Source organism: Shinella sp. Sh6 (genome assembly GCF_055392685.1).
Map to the genome: position 1 here is coordinate 76,910 of NZ_AP044007.1, position 20,135 is coordinate 97,044.

Sequence of the window (20,135 nt, forward strand, 5' to 3'; positions counted from 1 at the left end):
TTACTCCGCCGTAAGCGCGACCGCCGCTTCCGTCGTCAGCGTGCGGAAGGTGAAGCTCTCCTCGACGTAGAGATCGACGGTGGTGGCGGTGTGGCCGAGATAGCCGATGGAGAAGTCCTCGCCGACGGTCAGCTCGAAATCGCCGCCGCGCAGCGACAGGACGAGCCCGCCTTCGATGGCCGGCGCCCAGATGACGCCGCCGTCGACGATCCGCTCGATATGGTGGAGGACGGGATAGCCGTCGTCGCTGCCGCCGCTCGCCGCCGTATAGGCCTCGGCGCCGAGGACCAGCGCATAGGGCCCTTCGACACCGGCAAGACGAAGCTGGCCGACCGCCCGCGCCACGGCGTCCGAATAGCGCTTCGCTCCCGGCGGCAGCGGCATGGCCGGGTTGCTCGCGGCGGCGCGGATGCCCTCGATGCCGGCGGCCGCATAGCCGTCGAACACGGCCCGGTCCTCGGCGAAGGCGATCTTGCGCATGGCCTCCTTGACCGGCGACCAGTCGCTGTCGAGCGCGCCGCGCTCCACGTCGTCGATGGCGCGGCGCGAAAGCTGGAAGGGCACGCGCAGCTCGACGAGCGCCTTGACCTCGCGCGCCAGCGCCTGCACGCCCTCCTCGGGCGGCGCGATGGAAGCGACATGGCCCGTGCCGACCGCCGAAAGGCCGGGACCGGACGGGCCGACCATGTCGACGACCCGGCGGGCGGCGAGGTGGCACTTGAGCGTGCGCTTCGCCTCTTCCTCGATCTCCGCCCAGGCGGCCTCGGAAACGGGCGCGAGTTCACGGTGCAGGTTATTCATGGGAAGCCCCTTTCCTGAGCGAGCCTATGCCGAGCGATCCATCGCCGCGCGGCGCGGACGGTTGCGAAGGTTCCTCCGCCGCCAGCGGGGGCGCCGGCGCAGGTGCCGGAGCGGCATCCGGCGCGACCGCGTCGAGGAACGAAGCGGAGGGAACGAAGAACAGCGACCCCGTGACGGCGCGGCTGAAATCGAGCAGCCGGTCGTAATTGCCGGGCGGCAGGCCGATGAACATGTTCTCCAGCATGCGCTCGATGCGATCCGGCGAGCGCGCATAGCCGATGAAATAGGTGCCGAACTCGCCCTTGCCGATATCGCCGAACGGCATGTTGTCGCGCAGGATCTCCAGCGGCTCGCCGTTCTCCTCGATGGAGGTGAGGACGTTGTGGGCGTAGCTCGGCTTGGCGGCGTCGTCGAGCTCGATGTCGGAGAGCTTTTCGCGGCCGATGATCCGCTCCTGGTCGGCGACCGGCACGCGGTTCCAGGCGACGAGGTCGTGCAGGTACTTCTGCACGATCACATAGCTGCCGCCGGCAAAATCCGGGTCTTCCGCGCCGATGATCGTGGCGGCAACGGCGGCCGCGTCGACGGGGTTTTCCGTGCCGTCGACGAAGCCGATCAGGTCCCGGTCGTCGAAATAGCTGAAGCCGTGCACCTCGTCCTGGGTCGTAACGAAGCCCGAAAGCCGGCTCATGACCTGGCTTGCCAGCTCGAAGCAGAGGTCCATGCGCGTGGCGCGGATGTGGAACAGGAGGTCGCCGGGCGTCGCGACCGCATGGTGGCGCCCACGGATCTCGCGGAAGGGGTGCAGGCCCTTGGGGCGCGGCGCGCCGAAGAGGCGGTCCCAGGCATCCGAACCGATGCCGAGCACGCAGGAAAGCCCGCCTTCAAGGTCGCGGAAACCGACGGCGCGCAGCAGGCCGGAAAGATCGGCACAGAGCTTGCGCACGGCCCTTTCGGCATCGTCGCCGGGCTCGAGCGTCACGACCAGGAAGATGGCGGCGCGGGTCAACCGCGCCGCGACCGGCTGCGGGACTACGGAGGGGAGGACTGCATCCATGCGTGATCCATTCGGCAATAGCAGAAGAGACGAAACCGGCGGAAGGCCGGCTCAATCCATGTCGCGGAAGGCGTGTCCGTTCGCCTCGATCGCCTTCACCACGTCGGAAGGTAGCGAGTCTTTTTCCACCGTGCCATCGAAAATCCAGTCCTTTCCATCGGCAATGTCGGGCAGGCCGGCGCCGGCACGCACATAAAGGCCGATCGAAGGTTTTGCGGGGTTCAGGTAGAGGTCGTAATTTTCCATGGGAGCACCTTGCATCGAAGGGGAACGGGCCGGCTGGAGGGGCCGGCCCGCAGCTGGTCAGAGGTCGACCGGACGACCCGATTTTTCCTCTTCCAGCGTCACGGCGATGTCGGCATTCGCCGAAAGGCGCACCTTGTCGCCCTCGACGCCCGCCACGAAGCCCATCTCGATATAGTGGTGATGGCCCTCGTGGTGGCCGAAGCTGTCGCTCTTCTTCAGCTTGATGCGGCCGTCCTCGACGCGGTCGACGGTTCCCACATGCACGCCGTCGGCGCCGATGACTTCCATGTTCCCGGTGATCTTGTGGCTCATGCGCATTCTCCTTGTTGAAATGAAATCGGTCAGATCATATCGAAGTCGTCTTCATCGCCGAAAGCCGGCTTCTGGCCATTGAAGGTGAGGTCGGCACCGTCGGCGGAAATCTCCACGCTGGTCCCGTCCCGCACCGCGCCGGCAAGGATCATCTCCGCCAGCGGATCTTGTACATAGCGTTGGATCACGCGTTTCAAAGGGCGGGCGCCATAGGCCGGGTCCCAGCCCTTCCCGGCGAGCCATTCGCGCCCCGCCGGCTCCAGCCTGAGCGCGATCTTGCGCTCCTCCAGCATGCGGGCGAGCCGCGCGAACTGGATGTCGACGATCTTGCCCATGTCGCTCTTCTGCAGGCGGTGGAAGAGGATGACGGCATCGATGCGGTTGAGGAATTCCGGGCGGAAATGCGCCCGCACCATGGCCATCACCTCCTCGCGCACGGCGCCGGTCTTCTCGCCCTCGGCCTGGCCCACGAGATATTCGGCGCCGATGTTCGAGGTCATGATGATGAGCGTGTTGCGGAAATCGACGGTGCGCCCCTGCCCGTCCGTCAGGCGGCCGTCGTCGAGCACCTGCAGCAGGATGTTGAACGTGTCGGGATGGGCCTTCTCGATCTCGTCGAAGAGGATGACCTGATAGGGCCGGCGGCGCACGGCCTCGGTGAGGACGCCCCCCTCGTCATAGCCGACATAGCCGGGCGGCGCGCCGATGAGCCTTGCCACGGAATGCTTCTCCATGAATTCCGACATGTCGATGCGCAGCATCGCGGTGTCGTCGTCGAAGAGGAATTCGGCGAGCGCCTTGGCAAGCTCGGTCTTGCCGACGCCGGTCGGCCCGAGGAACATGAAGGAGCCGATCGGCCGGTTGGGGTCCTGAAGGCCGGCCCGCGCGCGGCGGACGGCGGTGGAGACGGCGCGCACCGCCTGCGCCTGGCCGACGACGCGCTTGCGCAGCGCCTCCTCCATGGTGAGCAGCTTCTCCTTCTCGCCCTCCAGCATCCGGTCGACCGGAACGCCCGTCCAGCGCGAGACGACCTGCGCGATATTGTCGGCGGTCACCGTCTCGCCCGTCGCGGTGTGGTCGCTCTCCTCGACGGCGGCAAGTTTCTTCTCCAGTTCCGGAATGGTGCTGTAGGCAAGCTCGCCGGCGCGCTGGAACTCGCCCTTGCGCTGGGCGTTCGCAAGCTCCGTGCGACGCTGCTCCAGCTCGCCCCTCATCTTCTGGGCGTCGGACAGCTTGCCCTTCTCCGCCCGCCATTTCGAGGTGAGGTCGGCCGAGCGGCGTTCCATCTCGGCCACTTCCTTTTCGAGCGTCTTCAACCGGCTCTTCGAGCCGGCGTCGTGCTCCTTCTTCAGCGCCTCCTGCTCGATCCTCAGGCGGATGATCTCGCGGTCGAGCGTGTCCAGTTCCTCCGGCTTGGAATCGACCTGCATCTTCAGCCGGGCGGCCGCCTCGTCCATCAGGTCGATGGCCTTGTCCGGCAGGAAGCGGTCGGTGATGTAGCGGTTGGAGAGCGTTGCCGCCGCGACGAGGGCGGAATCGGCGATGCGCACGCCATGGTGCAGCTCGTACTTCTCCTTGAGGCCGCGCAGGATCGAGATCGTGTCCTCCACCGTCGGCTCCGGCACGAAGACGGGCTGGAAGCGCCGGGCGAGCGCCGGATCCTTCTCGACATGCTTGCGGTATTCGTCGAGCGTGGTGGCGCCGACGCAATGCAGCTCGCCGCGGGCAAGGGCTGGCTTCAGGAGGTTCGAGGCGTCCATCGCCCCGTCCGTCTTGCCCGCGCCGATCAGCGTGTGCATCTCGTCGATGAAGAGGATGATGCCGCCGGCCGCCGAGGTGACCTCCTGCAACACGGCCTTCAGCCGCTCCTCGAACTCGCCGCGGTACTTCGCCCCGGCGATCAGCCCGCCCATGTCGAGCGCCATCAGCGCCTTGTCCTTCAGGCTCTCCGGCACGTCGCCGTTGACGATGCGCAGCGCAAGGCCCTCGACGATGGCCGTCTTGCCGACGCCCGGCTCGCCGATCAGCACGGGGTTGTTCTTGGTGCGGCGCGAGAGGACCTGGATCGTGCGGCGGATCTCCTCGTCGCGGCCGATCACCGGGTCCAGCTTGCCTTCGCGGGCGGCGCGCGTGAGGTCACGGGCATATTTCTTCAGCGCGTCATAGGCGTTCTCGGCCGATGCGCTGTCGGCGGTGCGGCCCTTGCGCAGCTTGTCGATGGCCGCGGCCAGCAGCGCCGCGTCGAGCCCGCTGCGCGAAAGCAGCTTGCCGGCATCGCTCTGCCTGTCCTCCAGCATGGCCTGGAACAGGCGCTCGACGGTGACGAAGCTGTCGCCGGATTTCTGCGCCAGTTTCTCGGCAGCCGAGAGAAGCCGGGCGGCCTCGGCGGCAAGATAGACCTCGCCTGAGCCGCCGGTGACCCTGGGCAGCTTGGCAAGCTCCGCCTCCGTCACCGAAAGAAGGGTGCGCGCACTGCCGCCGGCCCGCTCGACGAGGCCCGAGACAAGCCCCTCCTCGTCGTCCAGCAGCACCTTGAGCAGGTGCAGGCTGGTGAATTGCTGGTTTCCTTCGCGCGCCGCCAGCCCCTGCGCCGACTGGATGAAGCCGCGTGCGCGATCGGTGAATTTCTCGACGTCCATCGACCTACCTCTTCCCATGGCCAATCGGAAGAGAACCTGCAACCGCCGTGCCAATCGCACCCCATCGGGAATCCGGCAGCTTTGCCGGCTCCCTCCGCCCGGCCCGGGACAGATTGTCGGAAAGGCCGCGGACATTCTGTCCGCCGCCCGTCAGAAGGCGTCGTCGGAGGCCGGCAGCCAGAGCGTGAACGTCGTGCCCTCGCCCCGCTGGCTGCGCACCGCGATGCTGCCGCCGTGCTGCGCCATCAGCATCCGGCTGATCGACAGGCCGAGGCCGGTGCCCTCGCGGGCCTTCGTGGTGAAGAAGGGATCGAAGATGCGCGCCGCCACCTCGGCCGTCATGCCCTCGCCCGTGTCGCTGACCTCGATGGCGACGCCGCTGCCTGAATCGAAGGTGCGCAGGCCGAGGCGCCCGCCTTCCGGCATGGCGTGGATGGCGTTGACGACGAGGTTGACGAGGACCTGCTGCAGCTCCGTCCGGTTCATCTGGACGAAGCGGGTGGCGCGGTCCTCCCGCTCGACGGCGATCATCGTCTTGCGGAGAAGGTGCTGGACGAGCGGCAGCGTGTCGGCGATCACGCCGGCCGGGTCGTATTCCTCGGCAAGGCGCGCATATTCCTGCGGCTTGGCAAACTGGAGCAGCTTCGTGACGATCTCGGTGATGCGGTGCATCTGCTGGTCGATCAGGCGGAACTCCGTGCGCGCCTCCTCGGCCGCCGGCCCCATGAGGTCGCGGATGATCTCCAGATTGCCCTGCATGACGGCGATGGGATTGTTGATCTCGTGGGCGACGCCCGCGGTGATCTCGCCGATGGCGGCGAGCTTCTCCGACATGACGAGCTGGCGCGTCGTCGTCTCAAGGCGCTCGGCGGTGTCGCGCAGCTCGAGCGTGCGCTGCTCGGCTTTTTCGCTCAGTTGCGCGTTCCACAGCCGCAGCTCGGCATCGCGCGCCTGGATGCCGTCGAGCAGCCGGTCGAGCTCCGAGGCGACGAGGCCGATCTCGTCGCGGTTCTCCACCTGCCCCGTCCGCGCGGCAAGGTCGCCTCCATCGACCCGCGCGATGGTGCGCGTCATGCGTTCGAGCGGCTTGAAGATGCCGCGGGCCCAGCGCAGGAAGAGCGGCACCGTGGCCGCGACGGCGATGAGGAAGGCCGCGGCGATGGTCAGCCACGTCTCCTCCTTGGCTTCGAGGAACGGCGCTTCGAGGAAACCCGCATAGAGCATGCCGACCCGGCGCCCGCCGCTGTCGAGGATCGGTTCATAGGCCGAGACGTACCAGTCGTTGACGACGAAGGCGCTGTCGAGCCAGGTCCGGCCCTCGTCCAGCACGGCGTTGCGCACCTCCTGCGAGACGCGCGTGCCGATGGCGCGGCGCTCGCCGAAGAGGCGCACATTCGTGCTGATGCGGATATCGTCGAGGAAGAGCGTCGTCGTGCCCTGCCGGCCCTCCGCCGAGGCGGCACCGTGAAAGATGAGGTCGTTGATCGCATCGACGAAAGCAAGATTGCGATTGAGCAGGATGCCGCCGACAAGCGCGCCGCGGCGCCCGCCAGGCAGGAGCAGCGGAGCGGCCGACTGGAGGACGAGGCCCCGCGTCTCGACCATGCCGTCCGGGGCGGCGTTGCCGGCGGTCGGCACGATGTCGATGCGGGCGCGCTCGGCAAGCTGCGGCGAGATGGCGGCGAGCTCCGAGCCGGCGAACACGTCGATGCCCGTCCGCGCCTGCCCGGCGAGCGCCGAGACGATCACCGGCCAGTCCCAGCGCGGCGGCCTGGCAAGGTCGGCGCGGCCGGACGTCACCACCGTCCCGTCGTCGTCGACGACATAGAGGAAATCGAACCCGCCCTGCCGCCCCGTCGCATCGAGGTAGAGGGGGAAGGTCTTGCGGGCATCCGCCCCCTGCCGCAGCAATTGCCGGAAGCGCTCGGATTCGCTGACGGCGACGAGCCTGCTTCCGGTGTTTTCCAGGATGCGGGAGAAATATTGCCGGGCAATCGTCAGGTCGTCGTTGACCTTGGCGATCGTCACCGCATCGAAACGGGCGTTCCAGCGATGGATGCCGATGGCGAGAAGAAGCGGCAGGACGACGAGCATGGGCACGAGCGCGATCACCAGCAGCCGGTAGCGCACCGACCCTCGCAGGGTGCCCGCCTGTTCGCCCCCCTCAGCCATGCCAGTTCGCATATTTGCGGTCGATCGTCTTGCGCGAGATGCCGAGGCGGCGCGCGGCCTCCTCCCGGTCGCCGCGCGTCTCGCGCAGCACCGCGAGGATGTGGCGCCGCTCCATTTCCGCAAGGCTTTCGCTGCGCGGCGCTTCCTCCTCCGGCGCCGTCCCCTCCATCCTCTCCGGGAAGGCGCCGAGGATGACGGTCCGCTCGACGAGGTTGCGCAATTCGCGGATATTGCCCGGCCAGTCGTAGCGCAGGAGAAGCGCCTCCACCTTCGGATCGATGGCGACCGGCGGCATGCCGAGCTGGCGGGAAATCTCCTCCATGAAGAGCCGGGCGAGTTCCAGCACGTCCTCGCCCCTTTCGCGAAGCGGCGGCAGGCGGATCTGCATCACGTTGATGCGGAAATAGAGGTCGGCCCGGAAGGTGCCCGCGTCCACCCGCCGGGCAAGATCGGCATTGGTGGCGAAGACGAAGCGCGCGTCGAACGGCACTTCCCGTTCCGAGCCGACAGGGCGCACCCGGCGGTCTTCGAGGACGCGCAGCAGCCTCGTCTGCAGAAGCGGCGGCAGTTCGCCCACCTCGTCGAGGAACACGGTCCCGCCCTCGGCATGCATGAGCAGGCCTTCGCGACTGCGCATGGCGCCCGTGAACGCGCCCTTCACATGCCCGAAAAGCTCGCTCTCGATCATGTCGGCGGGAATGGCGCCGCAATTGATCGGCACGAACAGCTTGTCCGCCCGGCCGGAAAGAAGATGCAGGGAGCGCGCCGCCACCTCCTTGCCGGTGCCCGACGGGCCGGTGAGGAGCACCGATGTCGGCAGCGGCGCGACGCGGGCGAGGGCATCGCGGACCTGCTGGATGGCCTTCGACGAGCCGATCAGCCTGTCGCGCAGGAATATCTGGTGCGAGGGCGAGGTCAATTCGTGGCGCAGGACGTCGTTTTCCCGCTGCAGCCGCTTGCGGTCGAGGCAGCGGGCGATGGCGTTCAGGAGCTGGTTGGAGCGGAACGGCTTCAGGATGAAATCGACCACGCCGACCCGCAGCGCGTCGATCGCGGTATCGAGATCGGCATAGGCGGTCATCAGGATGACGTCGGCGAAGAAGCCGAGCGCCCGCTGCTCCGCCAGCCATTCGAGCCCGGTCTTGCCGGGCATGATATTGTCCATGATGACGACGTCGAAATTCTGCCCGTCCACCTTGCGCGAGGCCTCGGCGGCGTTGCTCGCCACGTCGATCAGCCGGCACCGCGGCCGTAGCGTCTTGATCAGGAAGTTGCAGATGCCGGGCTCGTCGTCGACGACGAGGATCGCCGCCTGCGCGAGCCACGGCCCGAACTCCGCCTGCCCGGGCAATTCCGCCGCGCTCCGACCCTCGACCATGCCGTCCTCCTCCGTTTGCCGCCTGCCGCTCAGGCCTGCGGGCCGCCCATATCGCGCCTGATCTCCGCCATGGCGCGGCGCATGCCGTGGAGCTGGTCCATCAGGTGCAGGATCACGTCGATCCCCGCGTCGTTCGCGCCGATCCGCGACTGCAGCTCCCGGATCAGCCGGACCCGCGCAACGTCGATCTCCTGGAAGTGGAGGCCCGTCGGCGTCTCTTCGGGAACCAGCCATTCCTGCTCGATCCACAGCTCCAGGACCTTCACCTGCAGGCCCGACGTCTTCAGGAACGTCTGCTTGTCCATCCTCATCGTCAGCCCTCCTTGCGCGGGTCGAACGCCTTGCCCTTCGCCCAGCCCGAAACGAACGCCTCGAGCTCCGCATCCGGCGGGCTCGGCAGCACCACCTTCAGCTTCACGAACTGGTCGCCGGACCCGCCGCCGCGCTTCGGCGCACCCTTGCCCTTCAGCCGCAGCACCGTGCCCGTGTTCGAGCCCTTCGGCACCGCCATCGTCACCGCCCCCGTCGCCGTCGGAACGCGGATGCGACCGCCAAGCACCGCCTCGCTCAGCGAGACGGCAAGCTCGATCGTGATGTCGTCGCCCTCCCGTTCGAAGCGCGGGTCGGGCAGCACCTCCACCTCGATCAGCGCATCGCCCGGTCCCCCGGTTCCCGCGCCCGGCGCGCCCTTGCCCTTCAGCCGAAGCGTCTGGCCGCTGACGAGGCCCGGCGGGATCTTCACGTCCAGCGTCCCGCCGTCCGGCAGCGTGATGCGCTTGCTCGCACCGGCGATCGATTCGGAAAAGTCGATCGCCAGCCGGTAGTGCAGGTCCTGACCGCGCCGGCTGGCCTGCGCCCGCTGGCCGCGCCGCAGGAGGTCGGCGAAGATGTCGTCGCTGTCCATGAAGTCGGAGAAGCCCGACGTATTGGCATAGGGATGGCCGGTATCGGCGCCGGCATAGTCGCGGTAGTAGTTCTGGCGCGGCGGCGGCCGCTCGGCGCCCGACGCGTCGATCTCGCCGGCGTCGAAGCGCCTGCGCTTGTCGGCATCGCCAAGAAGGTCGTAGGCGGCCGCCACCTCCTTGAACTTCTCCTCGGCCGACTTGTCGCCCGGATTGAGGTCGGGGTGCAGCTTCTTGGCAAGCTTGCGGTAGGCACTCTGGATCTCGGCCGGCGAGGCGCTCGCCGAAACGCCAAGAACCTCATACGGATTGCTCACGGGTACGCTCCGGTTGGGGTGAAGCTGAATGACTATAGGAGGCCGCAGGCGTTTCCGGCAACGAGGCAGGCGCGCCCCGCCGCCGGATTTTTCTTCAGGGCCTTACGCGCTACTTGCGCTCGTCGTCCGGAACCTCGGTGAACTCGGCATCGACGACGCCCTCCTCCGCGGGCTCCGGGGCGGCCGCGCCGGCCGCGGCGGCCGATTGCGCAAGCGCCATCACCGCCTGCTGCAGGGCTTCCGCCCTGTCGCGGATCGCGGCGGCATCCTCGCCGTTCAGCGCGTCGCGCACGGCGGATGCGGCGGTCTCCACCGCCTGCCTGTCGGCGGGACCGGCCGTCTCCTGCTCTGCCAGCGCCTTTTCGGCCGTGTGCAGGACGGCTTCGGCGATGTTGCGCGCCTCCACCAGTTCCTTGCGCTTGCGGTCCTCGGCGGCATGCGTCTCGGCATCCTTGACCATGCGCTCGATATCCGCCTCGGAAAGGCCGCCCGAGGCCTGGATCTGGATGCGCTGCTCCTTGCCGGTTCCCTTGTCCTTCGCCGACACGTTGACGATGCCGTTGGCGTCGATGTCGAACGTCACCTCGATCTGCGGCACGCCGCGCGGCGCAGGCGCGATGCCCATCAGGTCGAACTGGCCGAGCATCTTGTTGTCCGCCGCCATCTCGCGCTCGCCCTGGAAGACGCGGATCGTCACGGCGCTCTGGTTGTCCTCGGCGGTGGAGAAGGTCTGGCTCTTCTTGGCCGGCACCGTCGTGTTGCGCTCGATGAGGCGGGTGAAGACGCCGCCGAGCGTTTCGAGGCCGAGCGAGAGCGGGGTGACGTCGAGCAGCAGCACGTCCTTCACGTCGCCCTGCAGGACACCGGCCTGGATGGCCGCGCCGACTGCCACGACCTCGTCCGGATTGACGCCCTTGTGCGGCTCCTTGCCGAAGATCTTGGCGACCGTTTCCTGGACCTTCGGCATGCGCGTCATGCCGCCCACCAGCACCACCTCGGCGATGTCCTTGGCGGCAAGGCCGGCATCCTTGAGCGCATTGAGGCAGGGATCGATGGTCCGCTGCACGAGGTCGTCCACCAGCGCCTCGAAGCGCGAGCGGGTGATCTTGACCTGAAGGTGCTTCGGCCCCGTCGCATCCGCGGTGATGAAGGGCAGGTTCACCTCGGTCTGCGTGGAGGAGGAGAGCTCGATCTTCGCCTTCTCGGCCGCCTCCTTGAGGCGCTGGAGCGCAAGCTTGTCCTTGCGCAGGTCGATGCCCTGCTCCTTCTGGAACTCGTCGGCGAGATAGTTGACGAGGCGCATGTCGAAGTCCTCGCCGCCGAGGAACGTGTCGCCGTTCGTCGACTTCACCTCGAAGACGCCGTCGCCGATATCGAGGATGGAAATGTCGAACGTGCCGCCGCCGAGGTCGTAGACGGCGATCTTCGCCTGCTTCTGCTTCTCCAGCCCGTAGGCAAGCGCTGCCGCCGTCGGCTCGTTGATGATGCGCAGCACGTCGAGGCCGGCGATCTTGCCGGCGTCCTTGGTGGCCTGCCGCTGGGCGTCGTTGAAGTAGGCGGGAACCGTGATGACGGCCTGCGTCACCGCCTCGCCGAGGTTGGCTTCCGCCGTCTCCTTCATCTTCTGCAGGATGAAGGCGGAGATCTGCGAGGGCGAATAGGCCTTGCCCTCCGCCTCGACCCAGGCGTCGCCATTGCCCGCCTTGACGATCTTGTAGGGCACGAGGCCCTGGTCCTTCGCCACGGTCGGGTCGTCATAGCGCCGGCCGATCAGCCGCTTGACCGCGAAGATCGTGTTGGTCGGGTTCGTCACCGCCTGCCGGCGCGCCGGCTGGCCGACCAGCCGCTCGCCGTCGCTGGTGAAGGCGACGATCGAAGGCGTCGTGCGCGCGCCTTCGGAATTCTCGATGATGCGCGCCGTCTTGCCGTCCATGACGGCGACGCAGGAGTTGGTTGTTCCCAGATCGATGCCGATGACTTTTCCCATCGCGAGTCCTCCTTGCTGCTGTTGATCATCGATCGGCATGGGCCGACCCTTCCGTTTCAGGCGAGCAACCCGCATGCCAGGTGGCAGGTTCCGGGTTTCCAGCCATTTGGCGGCCGCGGCGGCTTAAAGGACGGACAAGTTGTCCGGGCGGGCCGGACAATCTGTCAGGCCCTCAGCCAGAACCGCAGGATCGCGGCGACGACGCCGAGCGCGGCCACGCTCATCGCCCAGATGGCGACCATCCAGCCGAACTGCCTCAGTCGGCGCATGGCGGCCGACATCAGTGATATCCGTGCGTGCCGACCTTGCCGCGGAACACCCAGTAGGCCCAGGCGGTATAGGCGAGGATCAGCGGGATGATGACGATCGCGCCGGCAAGCAGGAAGCTGAGGCTTTCTTCCGGCGCGGCGGCGTCGCGGATCGTCACCGCGGGCGGCACGATATAGGGATAGAGGCTGACGCCGAGGCCGACGAAGCCGAGCAGGAAGAGCCCGAGCGCCATCAGGAAGGGCAGCCGCTCGTGGCCGCGCCTGAGGCTCCAGAAGAGCGTCGCCGCACAGACGACGACGAGCAGCGGCACCTGCGCGGTCAGGAGCACGCCGGGCATCTCGAACCAGCGGCGCCAGTATTCATAGGCAAGGTAGGGCGTCGCGGCGCTGACGGCGGCGAGCGCCACGAGCGTGGCGAGGGCGAGGCGGAAGGCCATCGCCTGCGCATGGCGCAGGCTCGAGCCCTCCGTCTTCCAGATCAGCCAGGTCGCACCGAGCAGCGCATAGCCCACGACGACGGCGATGCCCGTCAGCAGGCTGAACGGGCTCAGCCAGTCGAGCCAGCCGCCGGCATAGGCGTTGTTCTCGACGGTGATGCCCTGCAGGATCGCGCCCAGCGTCATGCCCTGCGCGAGCGCCGCAACGACCGAGCCGACGGTGAAGGCGATATCCCAGAAGGCGCGGTGGCCCGGATCGCGCCAGCGGAACTCGAAGGCGACGCCGCGGAAGATGAGCCCGAGCAGCATGGCGATCATCAGCGGATAGGTCGCCGGCAGGATGATGGCGTAGGCGAGCGGGAAGGCGGCAAGCAGCCCGCCGCCGCCCATGACCAGCCAGGTCTCGTTGCCGTCCCAGACCGGGGCGATGGAGTTCATCGCCTGGTCGCGCTCCTCGCCGACCTTGAAGGTCGGGAAGAGGATGCCGATACCGAGGTCGAAGCCGTCCATGACCACATAGGCCATGACGGCGAAACCGATGATCGCCGCCCAGACGAGGGTCAGGTCGAAGCCCATCATGACGCTACTCCTTCGTGGCAAAGGGGGCGGTAACCCCGGAGGCCGGCGTGATGCCCGCCGCGCGCTGCGGCAGGTTCGGCGGCTCGCTCTCGCCGCGCTCCGGCGGCCGGGCCATCAGCCGCGCGAGGTAGTAGGTGCCGGCGCCGAATGCGACGAAGTAGACGACGACGAAGGCGAGGAGCGAGGCGGCGACGGCGGGCGCGGCGAGCGGCGAGACGGAATCGGCCGTCCGCAACAGGCCGTAGACCGTATAGGGCTGCCGCCCCACTTCCGTCGTCACCCAGCCGGCGATGACGGCGACGAAGCCGGACGGGCCCATGAGGACGGCGGCCCGGTGCAGCCACGGCCATTCGTAAAGCCGCCGCCGGTAGCGGGCGAAAAGGCTCCACAGGCCGATGCCGAGCATGGCGAAGCCGAGCGCCACCATGATGCGGAACGACCAGAAGACGATATGGACGGGCGGCCACTCCTCCCGCGGAAAATCGGTGAGGCCCGGCAGCGGCGCGAAGGGATCGTGCTTGAGGATGAGCGAGCCGAGATGCGGCAGCGACAGCTCGTAGCGCACCTCGGCGGCCTCGCTGTCCGGCAGGCCGAAGAGGATGAGGGGCGCACCGTCGGGGCTCGGATGATAGTCGCCCTCCATGGCGAGCACCTTGACCGGCTGGTGCTCCAGCGTGTTGAGGCCGTGCGCATCGCCGGCGAGGATCTGGACCGGCGCGACGAGCGCCGCCATCCACATCGCCATGGAGAACATCTTGCGCGCACCGGGATTGGCGCGGTCCTTCAGGAGATGCCAGGCGCCGACCGCGCCGACCGCGAAGGCGGTCGTCAGGTAGGCGGCGATGACCGTATGGACGAGGCGATAGGGAAAGCTCGCGGTGAAGATGATGTCGGCCCAGGACCCGCCCGGCACGAACTGGCCGGCCGCGTTGATCGCATAGCCCGCCGGCGTCTGCATCCAGCTGTTGACCGCGATGATCCAGGTCGCCGAGATCAGCGTGCCGAGCGCTACCATCGAGGTCGCGAAGAAGTGCAGCCCCTTGCCGACCTTGTTCATGCCGAACAGCATGACGCCGAGGAAGCCCGCCTCGAGGAAGAAGGCCGTCAGCACCTCGTAGGCCATCAGCGGCCCGACCACCGGCCCGGCCTTCTCGGAGAAGACCGACCAGTTGGTGCCGAACTGGTAGGACATGACGACACCGGAGACGACACCCATGCCGAACACCACGGCGAAGATCTTCAGCCAGTAGCGGTAGAGATTGGCGTAGACGCCCTGCCCGGTCTTCAGCCAGAGGCCCTCCAGCACGAACAGGTAGCTGGCAAGGCCGATGGAAAAGGCCGGGAAGATGAAGTGGAAGGAGATGGTGAACGCGAACTGCGCGCGCGCCAGCACCACGGGATCGAGGCCTGCAAACACTGTCCTTACTCCTTGCTCACGGCCGGATCACCCGGCGACGACGCGCACCGGGATGGATTTGGCTGCCGGCGTGCCGCTGAGCCTGTCGTAGTAATCAAGCGGCAGGAGGGGATTGAGTTCCGGATAATATCCCGCGACCGCCCCGCGCGGCATCGGATAATCGAGCACCGTCAGGCCGTCGACACGCCGCGCCAGCCCGTCCGTGCTGATCGTCTCGAGCGCGACGCGCGTGCCGGAGGCGAGCCCCCGCGCTGCGATGTCCTCCGCGTTCATGAACAGTACCATACGGTCGTTGTAGACGCCACGGTAGCGGTCGTTGTTGCTGTAGATCGTCGTGTTGAACTGGTCGTGCGAGCGCACGGTGGCAAGGCGCAGCATGGCCGGGTCGTCGACCACGTCGTTGACCTCCAGTCCCGGCATGGAAAGGAAATTCGCCTTGCCGTTCGCCGTCGGCCAGACGCGCCGGCGCGGCGGGATGTCGAGATGGAAGCCCTTCGGGTTTTTGACCCGTTCGGAAAAGCCGGCATAGATATCCGGATAGACCTCGGCGATCTTGTCGCGGATGAGGTCGTAGTCCTCGATGTAGCGCGCCCATTCCACCTTGCTGTCGGGCAGCGCGGCCATCGCCATGCGGCAGACGATCTCCACCTCCGGCTTCACATCGGGGCTTGCCGGCGTCAGCACGCCGCGCGAGGGCGTGACGTTCGACATCGCGTCCTCGATGGTGACGAACTGCTCGCCCGCCGCGGTGCGAATCCATTCCGAGCGGGCGACGACGGGCAGGATCAGCGCCTCGCGCCCGTGCACGAGATGGCCGCGGTTGAGCTTGGTGGCGATGCCGACCGTCAGATCCAGCCGGCGCATCGCCTCGTAGGAGCGGTCGGTATCGGGAATGGCGCGCACGAAATTGCCGCCGAGGCCGATGAAGACCTTCGCCGTGCCGTTCTCCATCGCCTCGACGGATTCCACCGTGTGGTGGCCGTATTCGCGCGGCGGCTCGAAGCCGAAGACGTCGCGCACCCGGTCGAGATAGTCCTGCGCCGGCCGCTCGTCGATGCCGACGGTACGGTCGCCCTGCACGTTGGAATGGCCGCGGATGGGCGCGATGCCGGCGCCCGGCTTGCCGAAATTGCCGCGCAGGAGCAGGAGGTTCGCCACCTGCTGCAACAGGCGCGAGCCCTGCTGGTGCTGGGTGAGTCCCATGCCGTAGCAGATGATGGTAGCGCGCGAGCGGATGTAGATTTCCGCACAGCGGCGGATCTGAGCCTCGTCGAGCCCCGAGACCCGCACGATCTCGGCCCAGTCCTGCGAGAGGGCGTCGGCGCGGATCGCCTCCACCCCGACGGTGTGCTCGGCGATGAAATCCGCATCGAGCACCTTTTCGCCGGCCGCCTCGCGCTCGAACATGACCTTCATCATGCCCTTGATGAGGGCAAGGTCGCCGCCGATCTTGATATGCACGAACTCGCTGGCGATCCGGGTGGAGCCGAAGGTCGCCATCTGGACGACGTCCTGCGGCTCGGTGAAGCGGATCAGCGCCCGCTCCGGCATGGGATTGACCGCGACGATCGGCGCGCCGCGTTTGCGCGCCTCGACGAGATTGGTCATCATGCGCGGCGAGTTGGTGCCGGTATTCTGGCCGATGACGAAGATCGCCTCGGCATGCTCGAAATCCTCCAGCACCACCGTGCCCTTGCCGATGCCGATCACCGGCGGCAGGCCGCGGCTCGTCGGCTCGTGGCACATGTTCGAGCAGTCGGGGAAATTGTTGGTGCCGAACTCGCGCACGAAGATCGAATAGAGGAAGGCGGCCTCGTTGGGCGTGCGGCCGGAAGTGTAGAACTCGGCCTCGTGCGGGCTGGAAAGCCCCCGCAGATGCCGGCCGATCGTCGCGAAGGCCTCGTCCCAGCCGCATGGCACGTACTTGTCGCTCGCCGCGTCGTAGCGCATCGGCTCGGTCAGCCGGCCCTGCATCTCCAGCCAGTAGTCCGACTGCTCCATCAGCTCGGCGACGGTGTATTTCGCGAAGAACTCCGGCGTGACGCGGAACTTCGTCGCCTCATGGGCGAGCGCCTTGGCGCCGTTCTCGCAGAATTCCAGCGTCTTCTTGCAATCGGCATCGGGAAAGGCGCAGCTCGGGCACTTGAAGCCGCCCGGCTGGTTCATCGCCAGAAGCGCGCGCGAGCCCTTGGTGATGACGCTCTGCTCCATCAGCACCTTCGCCGTCGCGGCCGCGGCGCCCCAGCCGCCGGCGGGATGATTGTAGGTCTTGTATTGCGGCTTGCCATCGGCCATGATCGAACGCTCCGAAAGGTGACAGGCCTCAATTACATCACTTTATCCTATTGAAATCCATGGACGATTTGTCTCAGTCCCGATGGACAAATTGTCCATCGTCCCCATGCGGCAACCCGCAAGGCCTTGAAAAGCCTGCCCTGCCCGGCTGGCACGCATCCTGCAAGGCAATGCCTCGTGCGTAAAAACCCCGTCCCGTCCCGACATTTGCCGACACACCGATGATCCTGCGTTCCAAGCCGAGCTTCAAAGATATCGTCTCCACCTTCAACGGCTCGATCCTGCCGCGGATCGCCTGGCATCTGCTGGCGATGACGGTGCTCAGCGTCGTCGCGATCTTCGCCGCGCGGGAGCATCCGGGGATTTTCGCCAAGATCAGCGCCATCCCCTTCACGCTGACGGGTATCGCGCTCTCGGTCTTCATGAGCTTCCGCAACAATGCCTGCTACACGCGCTGGTGGGAGGGACGGGTGTTGTGGGGCGAACTGATCATCGCCTGCCGCTCCTTCGCCCGCCAGACCGCGGCGCTGAACGAGGACGATCGCCGGTTCCTCCTCCACAATCTCTGCGCCTTCTCGGCGGGCCTTGTCGCACGGCTGCGCGGCGAGGACGAGCTGGAGGCGATCCGCCGCTGGTCCGCGGACGGAATCGGCCCGCACAATCCCAACCCGACCAATGCGGTGCTGGACAGGATCGGCGGGCACTGTCTTGCGCTGATGCGGGCGCACCGGATCAGCGAGATCCACTATTCGGTGCTGGAGATCCAGCTTTCGGCCCTCGCCAGGGTGCAGGGCGGCTGCGAGCGCATCGCGCTGACGCCGGTGCCCTTCGCCTATTCCCTGCTGCTCCACCGCACGGCGCTCGTCTTCTGCGTGACGCTGCCCTTTGCGCTCGCCGGCTCGCTCGACTGGTGGACGCTGCTGCCGGTGCTGCTCGTCGCCTATACGTTCTTCGGCCTCGAAGCGCTCGGTCACCAGTTGGAGGAGCCCTTCGGCTTCGAGCCGAACGCACTTCCCCTCAGCGCCATGCTGCGCACCGTGGAGCGCGACATGCTCTCCCTCCTCGGCGAGGCGGACCTGCCCGCCCCGATCGAGCCGCAAGACAATGTGCTGAGGTGAAATACGCCAGCCAGATTCATCGCAAAGCCTCCTCGCCGATATTGAGTTTTCGAGCATGAAGGGCGAGGATCAACCTCCCACAAAGACTGGAGCCAAACATGACCAACGTCGCAGTTCTCGTCGGCAGCCTCCGCAAGGAATCGTTCAGCCGCAAAGTCGCCAAGGCCCTTGCCGCGTTGACACCGAACCTGACATTCGAGTTCCTCGACATCGGCTCGGTCTCCTATTTCAACCAGGACCTGGAAGCGGCGCCGCCGGCCGACTGGACCGCGCTGCGCGAGCGCATCGCCGCCGCCGACGCGATCCTCTTCGTGACCGCCGAGTACAATCGCTCGGTCCCCGGCGTGCTGAAGAATGCGATCGACGTCGCCTCGCGCCCCTATGGGCAGGGCGCGCTCATGGGCAAGCCCGCGGCGATCATCTCGACCTCGATCGGCGCGATCGGCGGTTTCGGCGCCAACCATCACCTGCGCCAGTCGCTCTGCTTCCTCAACATGCCCGTGCTGGAGCAGCCGGAAGCCTATATCGGCGGCACCGGCAACCTGTTCGACGATGCAGGACAGCTCACCAACGACGGGACGCGGGATTTCCTCGTCAATTTCGGCAAGGCGTTCGAAAAGCACATCGCACGGAACGCGCGCTGATCTTCGCTCCGGCGCGCGCTTCTATGCATCGCCTCCCGTAGACGAGCACTCGTAGAGCACCGCGCCGCTGGCGGCATCGACCCCCGTGAGGCTCAGGCCATACCCCCAGAGACGGCGGATATGGCCGAGCGTCGCATCGCGCTCGCCCTCCTCCAGGAGAATGCCGTTCCTTACCCTGTGCTGCAGCCGGAGCCGGCGATCGCCGAGAAGGTCGACATCGACCACCTGGATATCCGGCTGGTGGGCGCCCGGATCGTAGCTGCGGGCAAGGGCCGAGCGGACGGCGGAATAGCCCCGTTCGTCGTGGATGGAGGCGACCTCGCAGAAGCGGTCGGTGGCCCGGTCCGTAAGATGGAACAGGCGGAATTTGCGGATCAGCGCCGGGCTCAGATATTGCAGGATGAAGGATTCGTCGCGGTGGTTCTCCCACGCGTCGATCAGCGTACCCATGCCGTCGCCGTTGCCGGCGATATCGGGGAACCAGTCGCGATCCTCCGCCGTCGGCCGCGTCGCGATGCGCTCGATATCCTGCATCATCGCAAAGCCGAGCGCATAGGGATTGATGCCGGAAAAGCGCGGATCGTCGAAACCCGGCTGGAAGACCACGTTGGCATGGCTCGCCAGCAGCTCCAGCATGGCCCCCTCCCCCATCCGGCCCAGGTCGAACAGGCGGTTGATGATCGTGTAATGCACGAAGGTCGCGCAGCCCTCGTTCATCACCTTGGTCTGGCCCTGCGGGTAGAAATATTGCGCGATCACGCGGACGATCCTCAGGATCTCGCGCTGCCACGGCTCCAGGATCAGGCTGTGCTTTTCGAGGAAATAAAGCAGGTTCTCCTCGGGAAGGTGCAGGACGTTCTTGCGCTCCAGCGCCTCCTGCTCCGCTTCCTCGATATCGGCGGTTCCGGCCGTCGCCGGCAGGGTACGCCAGAGATCGCTATAGACCTGCTCCTCGTATTCCAGCCGTTCGCGTGCCCGCTCCGTCACCTTGGCGGGGGAAAGCCGCGGCGGCCGGCGATAATGGAAGACGCCCTGGTTCATCAGCGCATGGGCCGAATCGAGGATTTCCTCCACCGCCGCAACCCCGTGCCGCTCCTCGCATCTGGCGATGTATTTCTTGGCGAAGTCCATATAGCCGAGGATCGCCCCGGCATCCGTCCACTGGCGGAAGAGGTAGTTGTTCCTGAAGAAATGGTTGTGCCCGAAGGCGGCATGCGCCGTCACCAGCGCCTGCATCGGCATGGTGTTCTCTTCCATGAGATAGGTGATGCACGGATTGGAATTGATGACGAGTTCGTAGGCGAGGCCCCGGCGGCCCTTGCGGTAGAGATGGCTCTCGAAGGCGAAGCGCTTGCCGAAGGACCAGTGCTGGTACATCAGCGGCATGCCGATGGAGGAATAGGCATCCAGCATCTGCTCGGAGGAGATGACCTCGATCTGGTTGGGATAGACATCGAGGCCCATTTCGCCGACGGCGATCTCCTCGATGGCGTCATAGGCGCGCGACAGCGTGGCGAAATTCCATTCGGAGCTTTCAAACAGCAAGGTGGCGTCGCGTGCCATGA

At 66.8% G+C, this 20,135-nt stretch carries 17 protein-coding genes; 2 read left to right on the forward strand and 15 right to left on the reverse strand.

All coding sequences use genetic code 11. The features are described from left to right. The 14 genes from ACZ5TO_RS22505 to ACZ5TO_RS22570 all read right to left on the reverse strand — a co-directional run bounded on the left by ACZ5TO_RS22505 (position 1) and on the right by ACZ5TO_RS22570 (position 16,808). Positions 1–801, reverse strand: a complete 801-nt coding sequence (locus tag ACZ5TO_RS22505) for a family 1 encapsulin nanocompartment shell protein (RefSeq protein ID WP_464801201.1) — start codon at positions 799–801, stop codon at positions 1–3. Next, a complete protein-coding gene (locus tag ACZ5TO_RS22510; protein WP_464801202.1) occupies positions 794–1,858 on the reverse strand; it encodes a Dyp-type peroxidase in 1,065 nt (354 codons plus the stop codon). The genes ACZ5TO_RS22505 and ACZ5TO_RS22510 overlap by 8 nt, the downstream gene beginning before the upstream one ends. 51 nt (positions 1,859–1,909) lie before the next feature. Further along, positions 1,910–2,104, reverse strand: a complete 195-nt coding sequence (locus tag ACZ5TO_RS22515) for a hypothetical protein (protein WP_464801203.1) — start codon at positions 2,102–2,104, stop codon at positions 1,910–1,912. A gap of 57 nt (positions 2,105–2,161) precedes the next feature. After that, entirely contained in the window at positions 2,162–2,416 is a 255-nt protein-coding gene (locus tag ACZ5TO_RS22520) for a DUF2171 domain-containing protein (protein WP_184143115.1), read from the reverse strand. 29 nt (positions 2,417–2,445) lie between these two features. Further along, positions 2,446–5,055, reverse strand: coding sequence for an ATP-dependent chaperone ClpB (gene clpB / locus ACZ5TO_RS22525; RefSeq protein ID WP_464801204.1), 2,610 nt, complete (start codon positions 5,053–5,055; stop codon positions 2,446–2,448). 150 nt (positions 5,056–5,205) lie between these two features. After that, positions 5,206–7,227 (reverse strand): sensor histidine kinase, encoded by a 2,022-nt coding sequence (locus tag ACZ5TO_RS22530; protein ID WP_464801205.1) that lies wholly within the window; start codon positions 7,225–7,227, stop codon positions 5,206–5,208. After that, positions 7,220–8,605 carry a sigma-54-dependent transcriptional regulator gene (locus ACZ5TO_RS22535; protein ID WP_464801206.1) on the reverse strand — a complete coding sequence of 462 codons (1,386 nt, stop codon included), beginning with the start codon at positions 8,603–8,605 and terminating at the stop codon, positions 7,220–7,222. Before ACZ5TO_RS22535 ends, ACZ5TO_RS22530 begins: the two co-directional genes overlap by 8 nt. A 29-nt stretch (positions 8,606–8,634) precedes the next feature. After that, positions 8,635–8,916, reverse strand: a complete 282-nt coding sequence (locus ACZ5TO_RS22540) for a chaperone modulator CbpM (protein WP_464801207.1) — start codon at positions 8,914–8,916, stop codon at positions 8,635–8,637. 2 nt (positions 8,917–8,918) lie between these two features. After that, the gene (locus ACZ5TO_RS22545) at positions 8,919–9,824 is read right to left on the reverse strand and encodes a DnaJ C-terminal domain-containing protein (RefSeq protein ID WP_464801208.1); all 906 of its coding nucleotides are present in this window, start codon (positions 9,822–9,824) and stop codon (positions 8,919–8,921) included. Between the two features lie 109 nt (positions 9,825–9,933). After that, positions 9,934–11,811: a molecular chaperone DnaK gene (gene dnaK / locus ACZ5TO_RS22550; protein WP_464801209.1), complete on the reverse strand. Its 1,878-nt coding sequence runs from the start codon at positions 11,809–11,811 to the stop codon at positions 9,934–9,936. 164 nt (positions 11,812–11,975) lie between these two features. After that, on the reverse strand, positions 11,976–12,092 hold the full coding sequence (locus ACZ5TO_RS22555) for a DUF2474 family protein (protein ID WP_464801210.1): 117 nt from the start codon (positions 12,090–12,092) through the stop codon (positions 11,976–11,978). Continuing rightward, positions 12,092–13,096 (reverse strand): cytochrome d ubiquinol oxidase subunit II, encoded by a 1,005-nt coding sequence (cydB, locus tag ACZ5TO_RS22560; RefSeq protein WP_464801211.1) that lies wholly within the window; start codon positions 13,094–13,096, stop codon positions 12,092–12,094. Before cydB ends, ACZ5TO_RS22555 begins: the two co-directional genes overlap by 1 nt. A gap of 4 nt (positions 13,097–13,100) precedes the next feature. After that, entirely contained in the window at positions 13,101–14,513 is a 1,413-nt protein-coding gene (locus ACZ5TO_RS22565; RefSeq protein ID WP_464801212.1) for a cytochrome ubiquinol oxidase subunit I, read from the reverse strand. Positions 14,514–14,540: 27 nt separating this feature from the next. Then, a complete protein-coding gene (locus ACZ5TO_RS22570; RefSeq protein ID WP_464801213.1) occupies positions 14,541–16,808 on the reverse strand; it encodes an FdhF/YdeP family oxidoreductase in 2,268 nt (755 codons plus the stop codon). Between the two features lie 221 nt (positions 16,809–17,029). On the opposite strand from ACZ5TO_RS22570, the gene ACZ5TO_RS22575 reads away from it, so the two are divergent. Further along, on the forward strand, positions 17,030–17,926 hold the full coding sequence (locus tag ACZ5TO_RS22575; protein ID WP_464801214.1) for a bestrophin family protein: 897 nt from the start codon (positions 17,030–17,032) through the stop codon (positions 17,924–17,926). A gap of 98 nt (positions 17,927–18,024) precedes the next feature. Then, the gene (locus ACZ5TO_RS22580) at positions 18,025–18,570 is read left to right on the forward strand and encodes an NADPH-dependent FMN reductase (RefSeq protein WP_464801215.1); all 546 of its coding nucleotides are present in this window, start codon (positions 18,025–18,027) and stop codon (positions 18,568–18,570) included. A gap of 21 nt (positions 18,571–18,591) precedes the next feature. On the opposite strand, the gene ACZ5TO_RS22585 is transcribed toward ACZ5TO_RS22580, so the two are convergent. Continuing rightward, on the reverse strand, positions 18,592–20,133 hold the full coding sequence (locus tag ACZ5TO_RS22585) for a SpoVR family protein (RefSeq protein ID WP_464801216.1): 1,542 nt from the start codon (positions 20,131–20,133) through the stop codon (positions 18,592–18,594). Between the last annotated feature and the right edge of the window lie 2 nt (positions 20,134–20,135).